Below are 14413 nucleotides of genomic sequence, written 5' to 3'. Positions count from 1 at the left end.
ACGCCGCACGGACGGCGACCGAGCCGCTCGCCTCGTTCCGCCGGTCGACGACACTCACGTCGGATTCCTGCCAGCGAACCCGCCCGGTGCGCGGGCACGCTCGGAGCATGCCAAAGAATTTTCGCTTCGGTGTCGTGGGCGAGTCGATCCGGTCGGGCGCTGATCTGGCCGATACCGCGCGCCGCGCCGAAGACCTCGGATACGACGTCCTGACGTTGCGGGACCACTTCGTCGCCGAGCCGTTCGGCGACCAGCTCGCCCCGATGGTGGCGCTGGCGTCCGCCGCGTCCGTCACGAGCACGCTGCGGTCGGGCACGATGGTCCTGGCCAACGACTACCGGCATCCGGTGATGCTCGCCAAGGAGGCCGCGACCCTCGACCACCTTTCGGACGGACGGTTCGAGCTGGGCATCGGCGCGGGCTGGCTGCGCGAGGAGTACGAGGCCGCCGGGATGCCCTTCAACGCGGCCGGAATTCGAGTCGGACGGCTGGAGGAGTCGCTGCGCATCCTGCGAAGTCTCCTGGACGGCGAGAAGACCGCGTTCGCCGGAGAGCACTACCGGATCGACGGCCTGACGGTGTTCCCGCACCCCGCACGGCGCCCGCCGCTCGTCGTCGGCGCCGGAAGCAGGCGCATGCTCGGCATCGCCGGACGGCTCGCCGACACCGTCGGCATCCTCCCCCGCGCCCTCCCCGAAGGGACGATCTCCGACGAGGTCACCGAGCGGCTGCCGGACACCATCGCCCGCAAGGTCGGCTGGGTGCGGGAGGCCGCCGGGGCGCGGGACGTCGAGCTGAGCATGATGGTGACGCCCACATTCGGCCCCGACCCCCGGCGGACGGCCGCCCAAGTCGCGGTGAAGCGAGGATGGGGGACGGCGTCGGCCGAACTCGTCCTGGACATGCCGTCCCAGTTCGTCGGCCCGCCCGAGCACATCGCCGAGCAGATGCTCGCCCGCCGCGACCGCTACGGCTTCACCTACTACCAGGTCCCGGACGCGTGCATGGAGGAGTTCGCCCCCGTCATCCCCTTGCTGGCCTCCTAGACGGGATCGGCGAAGCCGGCGTTCATGGCGAGGCTCAGCTCCGGTTCGGTGAGGCGGTCCCCGTCCAGCGTGTCGACGATGCGGCCGTGCTGCAGGACGACGACGCGGTCGCACAACTCGACCAGCTCGGCGAGGTCGCTGGAGGCGATCAGCACCACCTTCCCTTCGGCGGCCAGGCCCCGGACGATGTCGTGCAGCTCGGTGCGGGCGCCGACGTCGACGCCGCGGGTCGGATCGTCCAGGGTGAGGACGGCCGGGTCCGCGTCCAGCCACTTGGCGAACACGACCTTCTGCTGGTTGCCTCCAGACAGGTTGCTCGCCCGAGCGTGAACCTCGCCGCGCACCCGCAGCCGCTCCAGGTGGCCGCGCGACCGCCCGACGAGCCGGGAGCGGCGCGGCATGAGGCCGCCGCGCCCCTGCCCGAGCCAGCTCACCGACGTGATGTTCTCCCAGAGCGTCTTGTCGAGCATCAGCCCGCGCCCCTTGCGGTCGCCGGAGATGTAGGCGACGCCTTCGGTGACTGCGTGCCGGGACGAGCGCGGCGACCGGCCGTCCGGCAGCCGGACGGTCCCCGACGACGGGCGAGCACGGCCGCAGACGGCGTCGAGCACGGCGAGATGCCCCGATCCCTGCAGCCCCGCCAGCCCGACGATCTCGCCGCCCGCCGCGGTGAGCGACACATCGCGGAGCCGCCCCGGCACGGTGACGGAGGTGAGGGCGACCGCCGCCCCGCCGGGGCGACGCGGGGCGGCGGCCGCGGGGGCCGCGTGCCGGGCGGGCTGCCCGAGCATCGCGGTGACCAGGGAGTCCAGGCCGACGTCGGCGGCCGGTGCGCCCGGCAGCACGACCTTGCCGTCCCGGAGGACGGTGACCCTGGTCGCGACGCGCATGACCTCCTCCAGGAAGTGCGAGATGTACAGGACGGCGAGGCCCCGCCCGGCCAGCCGCCGGGTGACGGCGGCGAGCCGCGCGGCGGCGTCGCGGGGCAGCGCCGAGGTCGGCTCGTCCAGGATCAGGACGCGGGGGTCCTGCAGCAGCGCCCGGCATATCTCCAGCAGCTGCCGGTCGGCCAGCGGCAGCCCGCCGACCTTCGCGTGCGGTGGCGGGTCGAGGCCCAGCTCGTCCAGGACGGGCCGGGCGAGCCGCCGCATCTCGCGGGTGCTGACCAGACCGCGGCGGCGCGGCGCCCCGTACGGGAAGAGGTTCTCCAGCACGGTCAGGTCGTCGTAGGTCATCAGCTCCTGCGAGACGATCGCGACGCCCTGCCCGGCCGCCTGCCGCGCGTCGGTGAACCGGACGGGCGCGCCGTCCAGCTCGACGGTGCCGCCCTCGGGCCGCACCACCCCGGAGAGGATCTTCACGAGGGTGGACTTGCCGGCGCCGTTCTCGCCGACGAGGGCGTGCACCTCCCCCGCCTCCAAGGTGATGCCGCCCCCGTCGAGCGCGGTGACGCCGCCGTAGTGCTTGACGAGGTCCGACGCGACGAGCATGTCAGCGGGCTTCCTTCAGGGGGCGGATGCTCGTGTCCGGGTTCGCCAGCAGCTTGTCGAGCTGCGGCTTGTACCACTGGTAGGCGTTCTGGACCGATTGCTGCCGCTTGAGGATCTCGTCGATGTTGGACGAGTTCATTACAAGGCCGGGCGTCTTGAACCAGCCGTCCGGCAGCTTGCCGTCGCTCTCCCGCACCGACTTGATCAGGATCGCGGTCGCGATGTAGCCCTTGAGGTAGTGCTCGGGGTCGATCCCGGCGAAGTTGGTGCCCTTCTTGATGTATTCGAGGGTCTTCGGGTCGACGTCGAACCCGGCGGTGAGGTACGTGCCCTTCTTCTGCTCCTTGAGGCGGCCGAGGTTGTAGCTGTCGGCGTCCCCGACGCCGAGGAACGCCAGGGCCTCGGGGTGGGCGTTCACCTGCGACTGCCAGGCGCCGTAGTTCTGCGCCGGGTCGCTGTAGGTCTGGAACGGGCCGAGGACGCGGATGCCGGGCGCCAGCTTCGCGAACGTGTCCTTGATCCCCTTGGCCCGGCTGTCGAGGACGGGCGTCCCGGGGTTGGGGACGCCGACGACCACGGTGCCCTTCGCGTCCTTGCCGAGCTTCTTCACGGTCGCCTCGGCGAGCATCCCGCCCAGCTCGTAGTTGTCGTTGCCGACGTAGAAGGTGACCTTGCTGCCGTCGGTCGGCGCCGTGTCGAGCGCGACGATCGGGATGCCCTTCTCGACGGCCTGCGCGGCGGGACGGGTGAAGATCGGCGGGTCGAGGTTCTCCAGCACGATCCCGTCCGGGTGCGTGACGGTGAGGTTCTGGAACAGCTGCTGCTCGGCGGGCCCGTCGGTGTTGGGCGGGCCGACGACCTTGAAGTCGATGTTCCCGGCCTGGTCGGCCGCCTCGGTCGCGCCCTCGTACATCTCGCGGGCGAAGTTCAGGCTGTAGTTGGCGACGGCGATGCCCATCTTGAGCCGGCCGCCCTCGCCGCCGGAGTCGCCGCCGTCACCGCACGACGCGGTGCCGAGGGTGACGCCGAGCACGAGGGCGACGGCCGCCGCGACGGGCCCGCGGGGACGCGGGATCATGGGTTCCTCCCTGAAGAGCGCAGGTCACGGACGCGGCGCAGCAGCGGCGCGGCGCCGACGGCGGCGAGGATCACGCCGCCGGTCGCGAAGGTCGTCCAGTTGATGGGGACCTCGAAGAACACCAGCGCCGCGGTGACGACGCCGAGGATGAGGGTGCCCGCCGCGGCGCCGACGACGGAGCCGGTCCCGCCGCTCAGCGGGGTGCCGCCGATGATGGCCGCGGCGATGGCGGTGAGCTCGTAGCCCTGGCCGATGGTGGGGTCCCCGGCGATGAAGAACGCCAGCGCGAGGACGGCCGCGACCCCCGCCATGAGGCCCGACAGCGCCAGCGCGGCGATGCGGGTGCGGGTGACGGGCAGCCCGCCGAACGCGGCGGCCTCGGGGTTGGAGCCGATGGCCCGCACCCGCGCGCCGAACCGCGTCCGGGTGAACACGACGGTCAGCACGATCACGGCGAAGGCGAACACCCACACCGCGTTGGGGACGCCGAGCGACTCCCCGCCGCCGAGGACGCGGAAGAACGCGTGGTCCTGCGGCAGGTTCGTGACCTGCTTGCCCTGGGCCAGCGCCAGGCCGATGCCGCGCAGCAGCATCAGCGTGGCGAGCGTGACGATGAAGGACGGCAGCCGCAGGTAGGTCGTGACGGCGCCGTTGAGCGCGCCCAGCAGCGCCGACAGCGCCAGGACGGCGAGCGCCGCGAGCCACGGGTTCCAGCCGTCCCGGATCAGCAGCGCCCCGACGACGATCCCCATCGCGTACATGCCGCCGACCGACAGGTCGACCTCCCGCATGGCGAGCGCGAACACCATCCCGCACGCCATCAGCCCGACGTAGACGGAGTTGTGCGCGGTCGTGAGCAGGTTCCCGGTCTGCAGGAAGTCCGGCTTGAGCAGCCCGACGCCGAACACCAGCAGGACGAGCACCCCGACGACGCCGGCCTCGTCGGGGAAGGGCCGCCGCGCCCGGCGGCGCGCCGGCGGGCCGTCCCGGTCGTCGTTCTCCGAGGCCGGCCTGGCCGCGGGCTTTCGTACGGACATGCGGCGAGCATGTGACCCGCGGCACCGCGCCACAAGGAACCCGTTTCAACCAATGAAAACGGGGTCTTGCCGGGGTGCCGGGGGTGGCGCACGCTTCCGTCCATGAGCGAGACGCCGTCCAACGACGGAACGCAGCGGGTCGCCCTCGTGACCGGTGCGGCGGGCGGGCTGGGGCGGGAGTTCGCGGTCGCCCTCGCCGCGCGCGGGCACCGGGTCGCGGGCCTCGACCTCGCCGACATGTCGGGCACCGCGGACCTGGTCGGCGACGGCTTCCATCCCCTGCGCGCGGACGTGACGGACCCCGACGAGGTCGAGGCCGCGGTCGCGGAGGCGGCCGCCCGGTTCGGGGCGCTGCACATCGTCGTGAACAACGCGGGGATCTATCCGCCGCTGGAGTTCGAGAAGACCACGCTGGAGGACTGGCGCCGGATCATGCGGGTGAACCTCGACGGCCCGTTCCTGGTGTCCCGCGCCGCGCTCCCCCACCTGAAGGCCGCGGGATGGGGCCGGATCGTGAACATCACCTCCGCCGTGGTGTTCCTCGGTCCGCCCGACCTCGTCGCGTACACCACGTCCAAGGCCGGGCTCGTCGGGTTCACGCGGGCGCTGGCGAGCGCGGCCGGCCCGTACGGGATCACGGTCAACGCGATCGCGCCCGGCCTCACCCGCACCGAGACCGCCGCGCGCACGACCGGCGCGGACGGCGGGTTCGAGCGGGTACGGGACCTGCAGGTCGTGCGCTCCGTGGAGGAGCCCCGCGACGTGGTGTCCACGCTGCTGTACGTGTGCGACGAGGGCAGCGGCTTCCTCACCGGGCAGACGATCAACATCGACGGCGGCTCCGCCCTGCACTGACCACCGGGCACTGACCCTTGCAACCAACTGAAAGGCAGGACATGAGGCCCATCGAGGCGCTGCTGGAGATCGCGCGGGACGAGGGCGTGACGCGGATCTTCGGCAACCCCGGCACGACCGAGCTCCCCCTGATGGACGCGCTGGCGGAGGCTCCCGATCTGCGGTACGTGCTGGGCCTGCAGGAGGGGTCCGTGGTGGCGATGGCGGACGGGTACGCGCGGGCGTCGCGGCGCACGTCCCTCGCCAGCCTGCACGTGGCGGCGGGCGTCGCCAACGGGCTGATCGGGATGCTGAACGCGCTCCGCTCCCGGACCCCAATGGTGATCGTGGCCGGTCAGCAGGACCGGCGGCATCTCCGCCAGGATCCGATGCTGTCGGGCGACCTGGTCGGGCTCGCGTCGGCGGCGACGAAGCAGGCGGTCGAGGTGCAGCACGCCTACGACCTCCCGATCGTGCTGCGGCGGGCGTTCGCGCTCGCGGCGCGTCCCCCGGCCGGGCCCGTCCTGGTGTCGGTGCCCATGGACCTGCTGGAGGAGGACGCCGACGTCGCCGTGCCCGCTCGCTCCCCGCTGACGGGCCCGGGACCGGCCGATACCGTCGCCGCCGCGGCGCTGCTGGCGGGCGCGGAACGTCCCGTGGTGATCGCGGGCGACGGGGTGGGACGGGCCGGCGCGGTCGCCGAACTCGTCGCGGTGGCGGAGCGGCTCGGCGCGGCCGTCCACCACCAGCCGATGAACGACGGGATCGACTTCCCCACCGGGCATCCCCTGTACGCGGGGATGCTGCCGCCGCGCAACGCGGTCATCCGGGAGACGCTCGCCGAGCACGATGTGGCGCTCATCGTCGGATGCCACGCGTTCATGCCGCACCACTACACGCCCGGCCCGGCCGTCCCCGACGGGCTGGCGATCGTGCAGGTGGACGAGGATCCCGCCGAGATCGGACGGAACTTCGCCGTCCAGCACGGCCTGACCGGCGGGCTGGCCGGGACGCTTCGGGCACTCGCCGATCAACTGGACGGGCGGGTACCGGACGCGCGGGAGCGCATCGAGCGGCTCGGCGCCCGGCACGGCCAGGCGCGGGACGAGGTGGAGGTGGAGGCGCGGTCGGCCTACGGGCCGTCCCCCATGGATCCGCGCGCCGCCGCCCACGCCGTCGCGTCCGGCCTGCCGGACGGGACGGTCGTGGTCGAAGAGGCGATCACCGTCGGCCTGAAGCTGCGGGCGGTGCTGCGGCAGAACCTGCCCGGCTCGTACGTGCACACGGTCGGCGGCGGCCTCGGCTGGGGCATCGGCGCGGCGGTCGGCACCCGGATGGCGGACCCGGACCGCCCGGTCGTCGCGGTGCTCGGCGACGGATGCGCGATGTTCGGCCTGCAGGGCCTGTGGAGCGCGGCCCGATACGAGGTCCCCGTCGCGTTCGTGGTCATGAACAACGGCGAGTACCGGACGCTCAAGGACACCCTCGATGAGGGCGGCGGAGCCGCCGCCGAGCACGGCCGCTACATCGGCATGGATCTCGCCCCGCCGGCGATCGACTGGCAGAGCGCCGCGCGGACGTTCGGCGTCGAGGCGCTGCGCGCGGGTTCGGCGGGCGAGCTGCGGGACGCGGTCGCCGGGGTCAAGGACCTGGCCGCGCCGCTGCTCATCGAGGCGCCGGTCGCCGGGCACGGCGCAGGTACCGGCGGATGACGGGACCGCCCGGCCGGTTTCCGGCCCTTGCCGACCGGCACGATCGCGGACACCATCGGGGGATGGACGGTCGTGCCGCGGGCGGGGATCCGCCGAGGTCGGTGCTGGCGCGCGGCCTCAGCCTGCTGGACGCCTTCGGCTCCGCCGACACCGAGCTGACCCTCACCGAGCTGGCCGCCCGCACCGGCCTGCCGAAGCCGACCGCGCACCGCCTGCTGGGCGAGCTGGTGCGGTGGGGCGGCGTCGAGCGGACCGCGAACGGCTACCGGCTGAGCATGCGGCTGTTCGTCCTCGGCCAGCGGGCGCCCCGGCCGCGCGGGCTGCGCGAGGCCGCGCTCCCCTACCTGGAGGATCTGTACGAGGCGACGCACGAGAACATCCACCTGGCCGTCCTGGACGGGACGGACACGCTGTTCCTGGAGAAGGTGAGCGGGCGGCGCTCGATGCCGATCGTGTCCCGGGTGGGCGGGCGCCTGCCCGCGTACTGCACGGCGACCGGGAAGCTGTTCCTCGCGCTCGGGCCGCCGGAGCGGCTGGACTCGGTCCTCACCCGCGGGCTCGTCCGCTACACCCCGCACACGATCATCATGCCGGGGCTGCTGCGGCGGGAGCTGGACCGGACCGCCGACCGCGGCTACGCGGTGAACCGCGAGGAGTCGGAGGCGGGGGTGTCGGCCGTGGCCGCGCCGATCCTGGACCGGCGGCGCCGCGCCATCGCCGCGATATCCATCACCGGGAACGTGTGCCGGCTGGACCTGGACCGGCTCGCGCCCGCCGTCCGCACCGCGGCGCTGGCGCTGTCCCGGGAGCTGGCGCGGGAGCCCGGAGAGCTGAAAATGGGGATCCCCCGGTGATCTCGCGATCCCGGGGAATCCCCGTTTTCCATGCACCGGCAGCCCTGTGCCGGGTCCGTGCGAGGCCTCGCGGGCGGCCGTGAGCGGGCTCACATTTCCTTTGTGAGCCATTTCACCGGCGGCCTGCCGGCCGCACGTCAATTGTGGCCGTGAGCCGATTCGGATCAGGAGCCGAACGGCCGGGGCTCGCCCTTCTTCCCGGCGCCCTTGCCCCAGGAGAGGACCTCCCACTTGACGTTCTTCAGGTGGCCCTCGCCCGTACCGGAGGTGTACTTGCTCTTCGGCTTCTCACCGTCCAGCAGGTAGCGGAAGGTGTAGGTGTCGAGGTCGAGCATGATGCCCCGGTGCGAGGGCTTGCCGGGCCCGCGGTCGCCGATGAAGCCGGTGACGCTGCGGCCGTCGTAGGTCACCTTGACCTTGGTGTGCAGGGGCCAGCTCGGGCTGGCGAACAGCCCCTTCTGCATCGGCTTGCCGCCGGCGGGGGCGCCGGTGTCGCCGTTCACGCCCGACCCGTCGTCCCAGAAGTAGGACGCGGTGGTCTTGCCGCTGAGGAGGACGTTGGAGTCCTTCTCCGCGCGCTTGGAGTCGTTCTTGCCGGCCTTGTCGCCGGCCTTGGCGTCGTTCTTGGCCGTGCTCTTGCCGCCCTCGTTCAGCGTGTGCTTGGGGGCGGTCTTGTGCTCCTGCGAGGCCACGGCCTGCTGCGACAGGAACTGCTTGTCCGGAGCGGAGTCGTCACTGGCGGCTGCGACACCGGCCACGAGCATGCCCGCGAGGGCGGTGCCGGTGACGCCGGTCAGGACGACGTTGATCGCTCGCTGCTGCATGGATTTCCTTCGTTCGGGGTACAGGGCTGCCGCTCCGCGCCGGGGGGCACCGCCGTTCGGTACTGGTGGCGATGCGCCGTTTCCGGGCAGGGGGGAGCGGCTCCGAGACTCGGGACTCGGGAGATGCCGCCGCGGGGAAGGACCCGCTTGGAACGGTCCACGGGCATGGCGGACCGCGCCCGCGCTCAGTCGCGCACGACCGTTCCCGGACGTGCGTGAGACGCGGACTTCAATGAAGCGGAAGAGCTGCCGGCCGGGGGCTCATGGGCCCACCCGGTGCGCGGCCGGTGCATGGTGCGACCGCGATTCGGCAGAGTGGATCCCGCCTGGCGGGCGGGAGGCGACGGCTATGCGATTGGCCAGGTCAAGGGTTCTTTGGCCCGACCTGAGCTTGACTATATACGGACAAACCGTGCTTTTGCCAAACTCGTCTTTTCTTTACCTTTGCCCAGGTAGATCTTTTTCTCGGGTGCTGACCCGAGGCGGGCAGAGGGCCGCGCTGGTACTGGACCGGATGGTCGCAGCATCACCACGACAGTGCAAAGAACGCCTGTACCCAAACGAACATTCCAGCTGCAGCCCTGGGGGAGGTAAAGCCTCGCGCGGCGCGCGGCGGCCGCGCCTTGGCCCGCGCGCGGCGCGGCGTCAGTGCGTCGGGTAGACCGTCGGCACGAGCGGCGCCGGGCCGGTGCCGCCGGTGAAGACCGGGGCGCCCGGCTGCTGCGGGACGTACGGAGCCTCCGCATAGGCGGGCCCCGCATACGCGGTCCCCGGGTACTCGGCTCCCGGGTACTCAGTGCCCGGGTAGGCGGCTCCCCCGTACTCGGTGCCCGGATAGGCGGGCTCGCCGTACGGGCCGGCCGCCGCCACGATGGGGCCCTGCGCCGCCGGAACGGCCTGGGCCACGGGCGGGACGTGCGAGCCGTCCGCCCGGCGCGGCTCGGGCCCGGGAACACCGCCCGGCCCCGCACGGCGCTCGGCCAGCACGGCCATGAGCGCCTGGGCGGTCTCGGCGTCCATCTTCAGCAGGACGCTCGGCATCCCGGACTGGTCGACGAACGGGGAGACCGAAGGGGCCGGCAGCTGCGGGAGGGCCGCCCGCATCTCCTCGCGGAGATCCTGGGCCAGCCGCAGCGCCTGTCGGTCACTGTCGCTCAAGTGTGCGTTCATCGCGATCTCCGGGGAGTTCACGTGCGGGGGGGGTCCGGGGATCATCCTGCTAGGGATGGCGTGCAGGTGCAAGAGCTGATGCACGTGCATTTCAAGAAATATCACCCCGTAACCCCCGCGCCCGTCGATCGTTCCAGGGACCACTCGATCCCGCGCCGGGCGGGCGTCCAGAACGGCCTGACCAGCACGGACCCGCGCGGACGGGCTCGGTCGCGGACCAGGTGCGCCCGAACGGCATGCACGGTGCGTGCCTTCCCGGCCACGCAGGCGATTCCCGGCTCGGGCGGCAGACGCAGGCCGCGCACCGCGTCCAGAAGTCGCGGAGCCGCGGACCCGTCCCCGCGGTGGCATCAGGTCGGCTCCCCGGCCCTCGAGAGCGGCAGCCCGTCGTCCGGGCGGGAGACCTCGATCACACCGCGCACCGGATCGTCCGGTTCTGTGGCGCGGAGCATGGCGGCGAACGGGACCGAGGCCGTCTCCTCTCCGGCGGGCCGGTCGTAGTCCCAGACCCGAGTACGTGGCAGCGCATTTCGGACAGCACCACTCGTCCACGTCCGGGCGGCCGTGATGTCCGCCACGCGGACGCGGGCCTGCCGGCCGGGCCTCCAGGCTAGGCCGTGCGCCGGAGCGCCGTGTTCTTCGGACACTTTGTCGGTGGCCACCGGCATCCTGGACGGATGGCAGAGACTCTGAGCCTCCAGGCCCTCAACCGCGCCACGCTGGCACGCCAGCTGCTGCTCGCCCGGGAGGCCGTCCCTGTCGACGAGGCCGTGCGGCGGCTGTTCGGCATGCAGGCGCAGGAGCCCAAGCCGCCGTTTCTGGGGCTGTGGACTCGGCTGGACGGTTTCCAGTCGTCCGACCTGCACGCCGCGTTGCGCGACCGGTCGATCGTCCGCGCCACGATGATGCGAGCCACCCTGCATCTGATGGCGGGAGCCGACTACACGGCGTTCCGCACGACCATGCAGCCGATGCTGGACGGCGCCCTGCGCGTCCTGGGCGATCGCGCCAAGGGGCTGGACCTGGGAAAGGTCGTCCCGGCGGCGCGTTCACTGCTCGCTGAGCAGCCCCGGACGTTCAACGAGATGCGCGCACTGCTTCAGGAACAGTTCCCGGACGTCAACGACCGTGCCCTCGGCTACACCGTCCGGCTGTGCGTGCCGCTGGTCATGGTTCCCACGGAGGACAGGTGGGGTTTCCCTCGCACGTCGCAGTTCACACCGGCCGGCACCTGGCTTCACGACGAGCCGACGCCCGAGGAGGCCGTCGACGAACTGGTGCTCCGGTACCTGGCGGCCTATGGGCCGGCCTCCGCTGCGGACGCGCAGACGTGGTCCGGGCTCGCCTCCACCGGCGAGGCGCTGGAACGGCTGCGTCCCGGCCTTCTCGTCTTCGCCGACGACAAGGGCCGGGAACTGTTCGACCTGCCGGACGCCCCGCGTCCCGGTGAGGACGTCCCGGCACCTGCACGCTTCCTGCCCGAGTTCGACAGCCTGGTCCTGGCGCACGCCGATCGCCGTCGGATCATCTCCGACGCCCACCGGCCCATGCTCACCACCAAGAACCTGCGTGTCCGTGCCGTTTTCCTCTGGGGCGGCTTCGCGCACGGCATCTGGGAGACCGAGTACAAGCGCAGGGTCGCCACGCTACGGATGCGTCCGTTCGAGCCCCTCCCCCAAGCGGCCGTCAACGAGCTGACCATTGAAGGGGAGGCGCTCCTACAGTTCCTTGAACCGGATGCCAAGGAGACCGTCGTCAGCGTCGAGGCCTAGGCGATCGTGCGGCCCAGCCCTTCCCAGTAGGGGGCGCGGAGGTCCTTCTTGAGGATTTTGCCGCTGGGGTTGCGGGGCAGCGCGTCCACGAAGTCGACCGAGCGGGGGCGCTTGAAGCCCGCGAGCCGCTCGCGCGCGTACGCCATGACCTCGTCCTCGGTGAGCTCGGTGCCCGGCGCGAGCACGACGACGGCCTTGACGGTCTCGCCCCAGCGCTCGTCCGGGACGCCGATGACCGCCACGTCCGCGACGGCGGGATGGGCGGCGAGGACCTCCTCGACCTCGATCGGGTACACGTTCTCCGCGCCGGTGACGATCATGTCCTTGATCCGGTCGGTGAGGAACAGGTAGCCCTCGTCGTCCACATAGCCGGCGTCGCCGGTGCGGAGCCAGCCGTCCCCGGCGATGAGCCGGCCGGTCTCCTCCGGGCGGTTCCAGTAGCCGGGCGTGTTCTGCGGGGAGCGCGTCAGCACCTCGCCGACCTCCCCGGCGGCGCGCTCGGCGGTCCCGCCCGGTTCGACGATCTTCACCTCGACCCAGTCGTAGGGGCGTCCGGCCGAGCGCATCAGATGCCCGCGCGGACCCCCGGGGTCGTGGTCCTCCGGCTCCAGCTGGACGATGGCGCCGGTCGTCTCCGTCATCCCGTACAGCTGGAAGAGCGGCGCCTTGAACGTGTCCAGGGCGCGGCGCAGCACCTCCGAGGTGATCGGGGACGCGCCGTAGGTGATCGCGCGCAGGGCCGAGTAGTCGCGGCCCGCCGCGCCCGGGACCTGGCACATGAACTGCAGGACGGCCGGGACGATGAACGCGTTCGTGATCCGCTCGCGCTCGAAGGTGTCGACCAGCGCGGCTGGGTCGATGTCGCGGACGAGCACCTGCCGGCAGCCCGCGTACATCCCGGCCAGCGTCCAGCCGGAGCCGCCGATGTGGAACAGCGGCATCGGGACGAGGCTCACCGACGAGCCGTCCAGCCGCCAGCGGCGTGCCATCCGCTCCCCCACCTCGAAGTTGGCGTTGCTGAGCTGGACGCCCTTCGGTACCCCGGTCGTGCCGGAGGTGTAGAGCTGCACGACGATGTCGTCCGCTCCGCCCACGAAGCCGGGGTCGTCGGCGGGATGCTCCGCCAGCCACCCCTCATGCTCGCCGCCGGTGCGGACGACACGTCCGGGGATCTCGCCGGCCAGCTCCGCGAACTCGGCGTCCAGCACGGTCACCGGCGCGCCCGCGTCGGCGACGACCGCGGCGATCTCGGCGGGGGTCAGCCGCCAGTTCACCGGGGCGGTCACAGCACCGATCTTCGCGGCGCCGAACAGCAGGTCGAAGAACTCGGGCGCGTTCTTGCCGACGTAGGCGACCCGCGAGCCGGGCCCGAGCCCCGCCGCCTCCAGCGCCCGCGCCGCCCGGCTGGAGCGCTCGTCGAGCTCGGCGTAACTCACGGTCCGCCCGTCGCCGGTAACGGCGGGCGCCGTCCCCCGCTCGCGGGCGTGGTCACGGACGATGGACACGACCCGGTACTCCACCCCGACCCCTTCCGAATCTCATTCGGTTCCGTGCGGGCGACCCTATCGATCCGAGCACTTCCCGGGAAAGCACCGATACGCCGCCACATGCGGACATGACGCTGTGAGCGTGGACAACTTCGAATAGTGATCAATCCGATACCTGGACTGGTTGAAAGATCCACCAAATGGGCGCAAGCTGTGGCCGACGTCTGGAATGCCCCGCCCGTTCCTTCCGACCGACCGCCGACAGGACGACCAATGTTCGAGATCTGGGAGACGAGTGAGCCTGCGCGGCTCATCAGCGACGCGGGGAGCCTGAAGGTGGCGCTGGAGAAGGTCGACACGATGTGCCGGCTCCGGCACGACCAGGCCGTGGCGCACGTCGGCTCGACCCGTGAGGGCTACCACTTCGAGATCCGCGACCACGACGGCAAGGCCCTCGCGCGGCTCAGCTACGTCCCCGACACTACGCGCGCCTACCAGAGCGTCGTGGTGGAGGAAATGCGCGGCGAAGGCTAGTAACCCCCTCGCTCGACGGCCCCGGTCCAGTTGACCGGGGCCTTCGCATGTGCGGCCACACGATCCCGGCGCCGACCGGGCGGCCCGACCCGCGCACCGGCTTTCGAATGGCAGGATGCGATGTGCGTGAAACCGGCCGGCGGGAGTGGTGATGCGGAAGTCGTGGCGACGCGGTCCCGGCTCACCGGAGGACATCGTCACCCTGACCACCGAGGCGGTGCGGTCACTCCGCCTCGGTGACAGCACGACGTTCGGCCGCCTGGTGGCCGCCTTGGCGGACCGTCCCGCCACCGACCACTACCTGGCCACCCGCCTGCGGCAAGGCATCACCACGGCCCGGTCCCGAGGCTGGCAACCGGCCGACGTGGCCCGCTACACGACCCGCCGCCACACCCCCCGCCACGCACGCCTCGCAACAGCCGCGATCGCGGACGAACGCACCCACCCCTCCGTGGACGGCCAGGAGCAACTCGCATCCCCGGGATCCGAATGGCGCCAACGCGAAGGCGCGGACCACCCGCTCTACGTGAGAACGGCGCTCGAACTGATCCACCTCCTGGAAACCATCCCGCCCC

14 protein-coding genes and 1 pseudogene are annotated in these 14413 nt (G+C 72.1%); 7 read left to right on the top strand and 8 right to left on the bottom strand.

What is annotated here, in order from left to right; genetic code table 11:
- Nucleotides 1–107: 107 nt before the first annotated feature.
- Nucleotides 108–1046 (top strand): TIGR03621 family F420-dependent LLM class oxidoreductase, encoded by a 939-nt coding sequence (locus HUX53_RS36510; protein ID WP_176407844.1) that lies wholly within the window; start codon nucleotides 108–110, stop codon nucleotides 1044–1046.
- Here the strand turns inward: HUX53_RS36510 and HUX53_RS36505 are convergent.
- From HUX53_RS36505 to HUX53_RS36495, 3 genes are read right to left on the bottom strand one after another with little or no spacing between them, the layout of a single operon-like run.
- Nucleotides 1043–2536: a sugar ABC transporter ATP-binding protein gene (locus HUX53_RS36505; RefSeq protein ID WP_176407843.1), complete on the bottom strand. Its 1494-nt coding sequence runs from the start codon at nucleotides 2534–2536 to the stop codon at nucleotides 1043–1045. The two genes, HUX53_RS36510 and HUX53_RS36505, sit on opposite strands and share 4 nt — an antisense overlap.
- Nucleotide 2537: 1 nt before the next feature.
- Nucleotides 2538–3614, bottom strand: coding sequence for a sugar ABC transporter substrate-binding protein (locus HUX53_RS36500; RefSeq protein WP_176407842.1), 1077 nt, complete (start codon nucleotides 3612–3614; stop codon nucleotides 2538–2540).
- Entirely contained in the window at nucleotides 3611–4651 is a 1041-nt protein-coding gene (locus HUX53_RS36495; protein WP_176407841.1) for an ABC transporter permease, read from the bottom strand. Before HUX53_RS36495 ends, HUX53_RS36500 begins: the two co-directional genes overlap by 4 nt.
- Nucleotides 4652–4753: 102 nt before the next feature.
- Here HUX53_RS36495 and HUX53_RS36490 point away from each other — a divergent pair, with 102 nt between their 5' ends.
- The 3 genes from HUX53_RS36490 (at nucleotide 4754) to HUX53_RS36480 (ending at nucleotide 8051) form a co-directional block, all read left to right on the top strand.
- Nucleotides 4754–5506, top strand: a complete 753-nt coding sequence (locus HUX53_RS36490) for an SDR family NAD(P)-dependent oxidoreductase (protein WP_176407840.1) — start codon at nucleotides 4754–4756, stop codon at nucleotides 5504–5506.
- 41 nt (nucleotides 5507–5547) lie between these two features.
- Entirely contained in the window at nucleotides 5548–7197 is a 1650-nt protein-coding gene (locus tag HUX53_RS36485; RefSeq protein WP_176407839.1) for a thiamine pyrophosphate-binding protein, read from the top strand.
- 62 nt (nucleotides 7198–7259) lie between these two features.
- Nucleotides 7260–8051, top strand: a complete 792-nt coding sequence (locus HUX53_RS36480) for an IclR family transcriptional regulator (RefSeq protein WP_176407838.1) — start codon at nucleotides 7260–7262, stop codon at nucleotides 8049–8051.
- 164 nt (nucleotides 8052–8215) lie between these two features.
- Here HUX53_RS36480 and HUX53_RS36475 read toward each other — a convergent pair whose 3' ends face one another.
- The 4 genes and pseudogenes from HUX53_RS36475 to HUX53_RS36460 all read right to left on the bottom strand — a co-directional run bounded on the left by HUX53_RS36475 (nucleotide 8216) and on the right by HUX53_RS36460 (nucleotide 10707).
- Nucleotides 8216–8875 (bottom strand): hypothetical protein, encoded by a 660-nt coding sequence (locus tag HUX53_RS36475; RefSeq protein WP_176407837.1) that lies wholly within the window; start codon nucleotides 8873–8875, stop codon nucleotides 8216–8218.
- A 645-nt stretch (nucleotides 8876–9520) separates the two neighbouring features.
- Nucleotides 9521–10045 carry a hypothetical protein gene (locus tag HUX53_RS36470; RefSeq protein WP_176407836.1) on the bottom strand — a complete coding sequence of 175 codons (525 nt, stop codon included), beginning with the start codon at nucleotides 10043–10045 and terminating at the stop codon, nucleotides 9521–9523.
- A 101-nt stretch (nucleotides 10046–10146) separates the two neighbouring features.
- Nucleotides 10147–10380: pseudogene (locus HUX53_RS43240) on the bottom strand (SIP domain-containing protein); the annotation flags it as partial.
- A 15-nt stretch (nucleotides 10381–10395) separates the two neighbouring features.
- On the bottom strand, nucleotides 10396–10707 hold the full coding sequence (locus HUX53_RS36460; RefSeq protein ID WP_176407834.1) for a hypothetical protein: 312 nt from the start codon (nucleotides 10705–10707) through the stop codon (nucleotides 10396–10398).
- A gap of 15 nt (nucleotides 10708–10722) precedes the next feature.
- Between HUX53_RS36460 and HUX53_RS36455 the strand changes: the two genes are divergently transcribed.
- A complete protein-coding gene (locus tag HUX53_RS36455; RefSeq protein WP_176407833.1) occupies nucleotides 10723–11817 on the top strand; it encodes a winged helix DNA-binding domain-containing protein in 1095 nt (364 codons plus the stop codon).
- Here HUX53_RS36455 and HUX53_RS36450 read toward each other — a convergent pair.
- A complete protein-coding gene (locus HUX53_RS36450; RefSeq protein WP_309237607.1) occupies nucleotides 11814–13322 on the bottom strand; it encodes a long-chain-fatty-acid--CoA ligase in 1509 nt (502 codons plus the stop codon). The genes HUX53_RS36455 and HUX53_RS36450 overlap by 4 nt on opposite strands.
- A gap of 255 nt (nucleotides 13323–13577) precedes the next feature.
- Here HUX53_RS36450 and HUX53_RS36445 point away from each other — a divergent pair, with 255 nt between their 5' ends.
- Together HUX53_RS36445 and HUX53_RS36440 are read left to right on the top strand one after the other, a co-directional pair.
- Nucleotides 13578–13838, top strand: coding sequence for a hypothetical protein (locus tag HUX53_RS36445; RefSeq protein ID WP_176407831.1), 261 nt, complete (start codon nucleotides 13578–13580; stop codon nucleotides 13836–13838).
- A 151-nt stretch (nucleotides 13839–13989) separates the two neighbouring features.
- The coding region (locus tag HUX53_RS36440; RefSeq protein ID WP_217920330.1) for a hypothetical protein at nucleotides 13990–14413 on the top strand (424 nt) is incomplete at its 3' end.

Origin of the sequence: Actinomadura sp. BRA 177 (assembly GCF_013372625.1) — a bacterium.
In the GTDB taxonomy this organism is placed as follows: domain Bacteria; phylum Actinomycetota; class Actinomycetes; order Streptosporangiales; family Streptosporangiaceae; genus Spirillospora.
Note: the sequence above shows the minus strand (reverse complement) of the source record. Positions and strands in the feature narration are given on the sequence as shown.

Coding starts and splice junctions, on each gene's coding strand:
- HUX53_RS36510 (WP_176407844.1), top strand. CDS start 108: ATGCCAAAGAATTTTCGCTTCGGTGTCGTGGGCGAGTCGATCCGGTCG.
- HUX53_RS36485 (WP_176407839.1), top strand. CDS start 5,548: ATGAGGCCCATCGAGGCGCTGCTGGAGATCGCGCGGGACGAGGGCGTG.
- HUX53_RS36445 (WP_176407831.1), top strand. CDS start 13,578: ATGTTCGAGATCTGGGAGACGAGTGAGCCTGCGCGGCTCATCAGCGAC.
- HUX53_RS36480 (WP_176407838.1), top strand. CDS start 7,260: ATGGACGGTCGTGCCGCGGGCGGGGATCCGCCGAGGTCGGTGCTGGCG.
- HUX53_RS36490 (WP_176407840.1), top strand. CDS start 4,754: ATGAGCGAGACGCCGTCCAACGACGGAACGCAGCGGGTCGCCCTCGTG.
- HUX53_RS36505 (WP_176407843.1), bottom strand. CDS start 2,536: ATGCTCGTCGCGTCGGACCTCGTCAAGCACTACGGCGGCGTCACCGCG.
- HUX53_RS36495 (WP_176407841.1), bottom strand. CDS start 4,651: ATGTCCGTACGAAAGCCCGCGGCCAGGCCGGCCTCGGAGAACGACGAC.
- HUX53_RS36475 (WP_176407837.1), bottom strand. CDS start 8,875: ATGCAGCAGCGAGCGATCAACGTCGTCCTGACCGGCGTCACCGGCACC.
- HUX53_RS36455 (WP_176407833.1), top strand. CDS start 10,723: ATGGCAGAGACTCTGAGCCTCCAGGCCCTCAACCGCGCCACGCTGGCA.
- HUX53_RS36500 (WP_176407842.1), bottom strand. CDS start 3,614: ATGATCCCGCGTCCCCGCGGGCCCGTCGCGGCGGCCGTCGCCCTCGTG.
- HUX53_RS36470 (WP_176407836.1), bottom strand. CDS start 10,045: ATGAACGCACACTTGAGCGACAGTGACCGACAGGCGCTGCGGCTGGCC.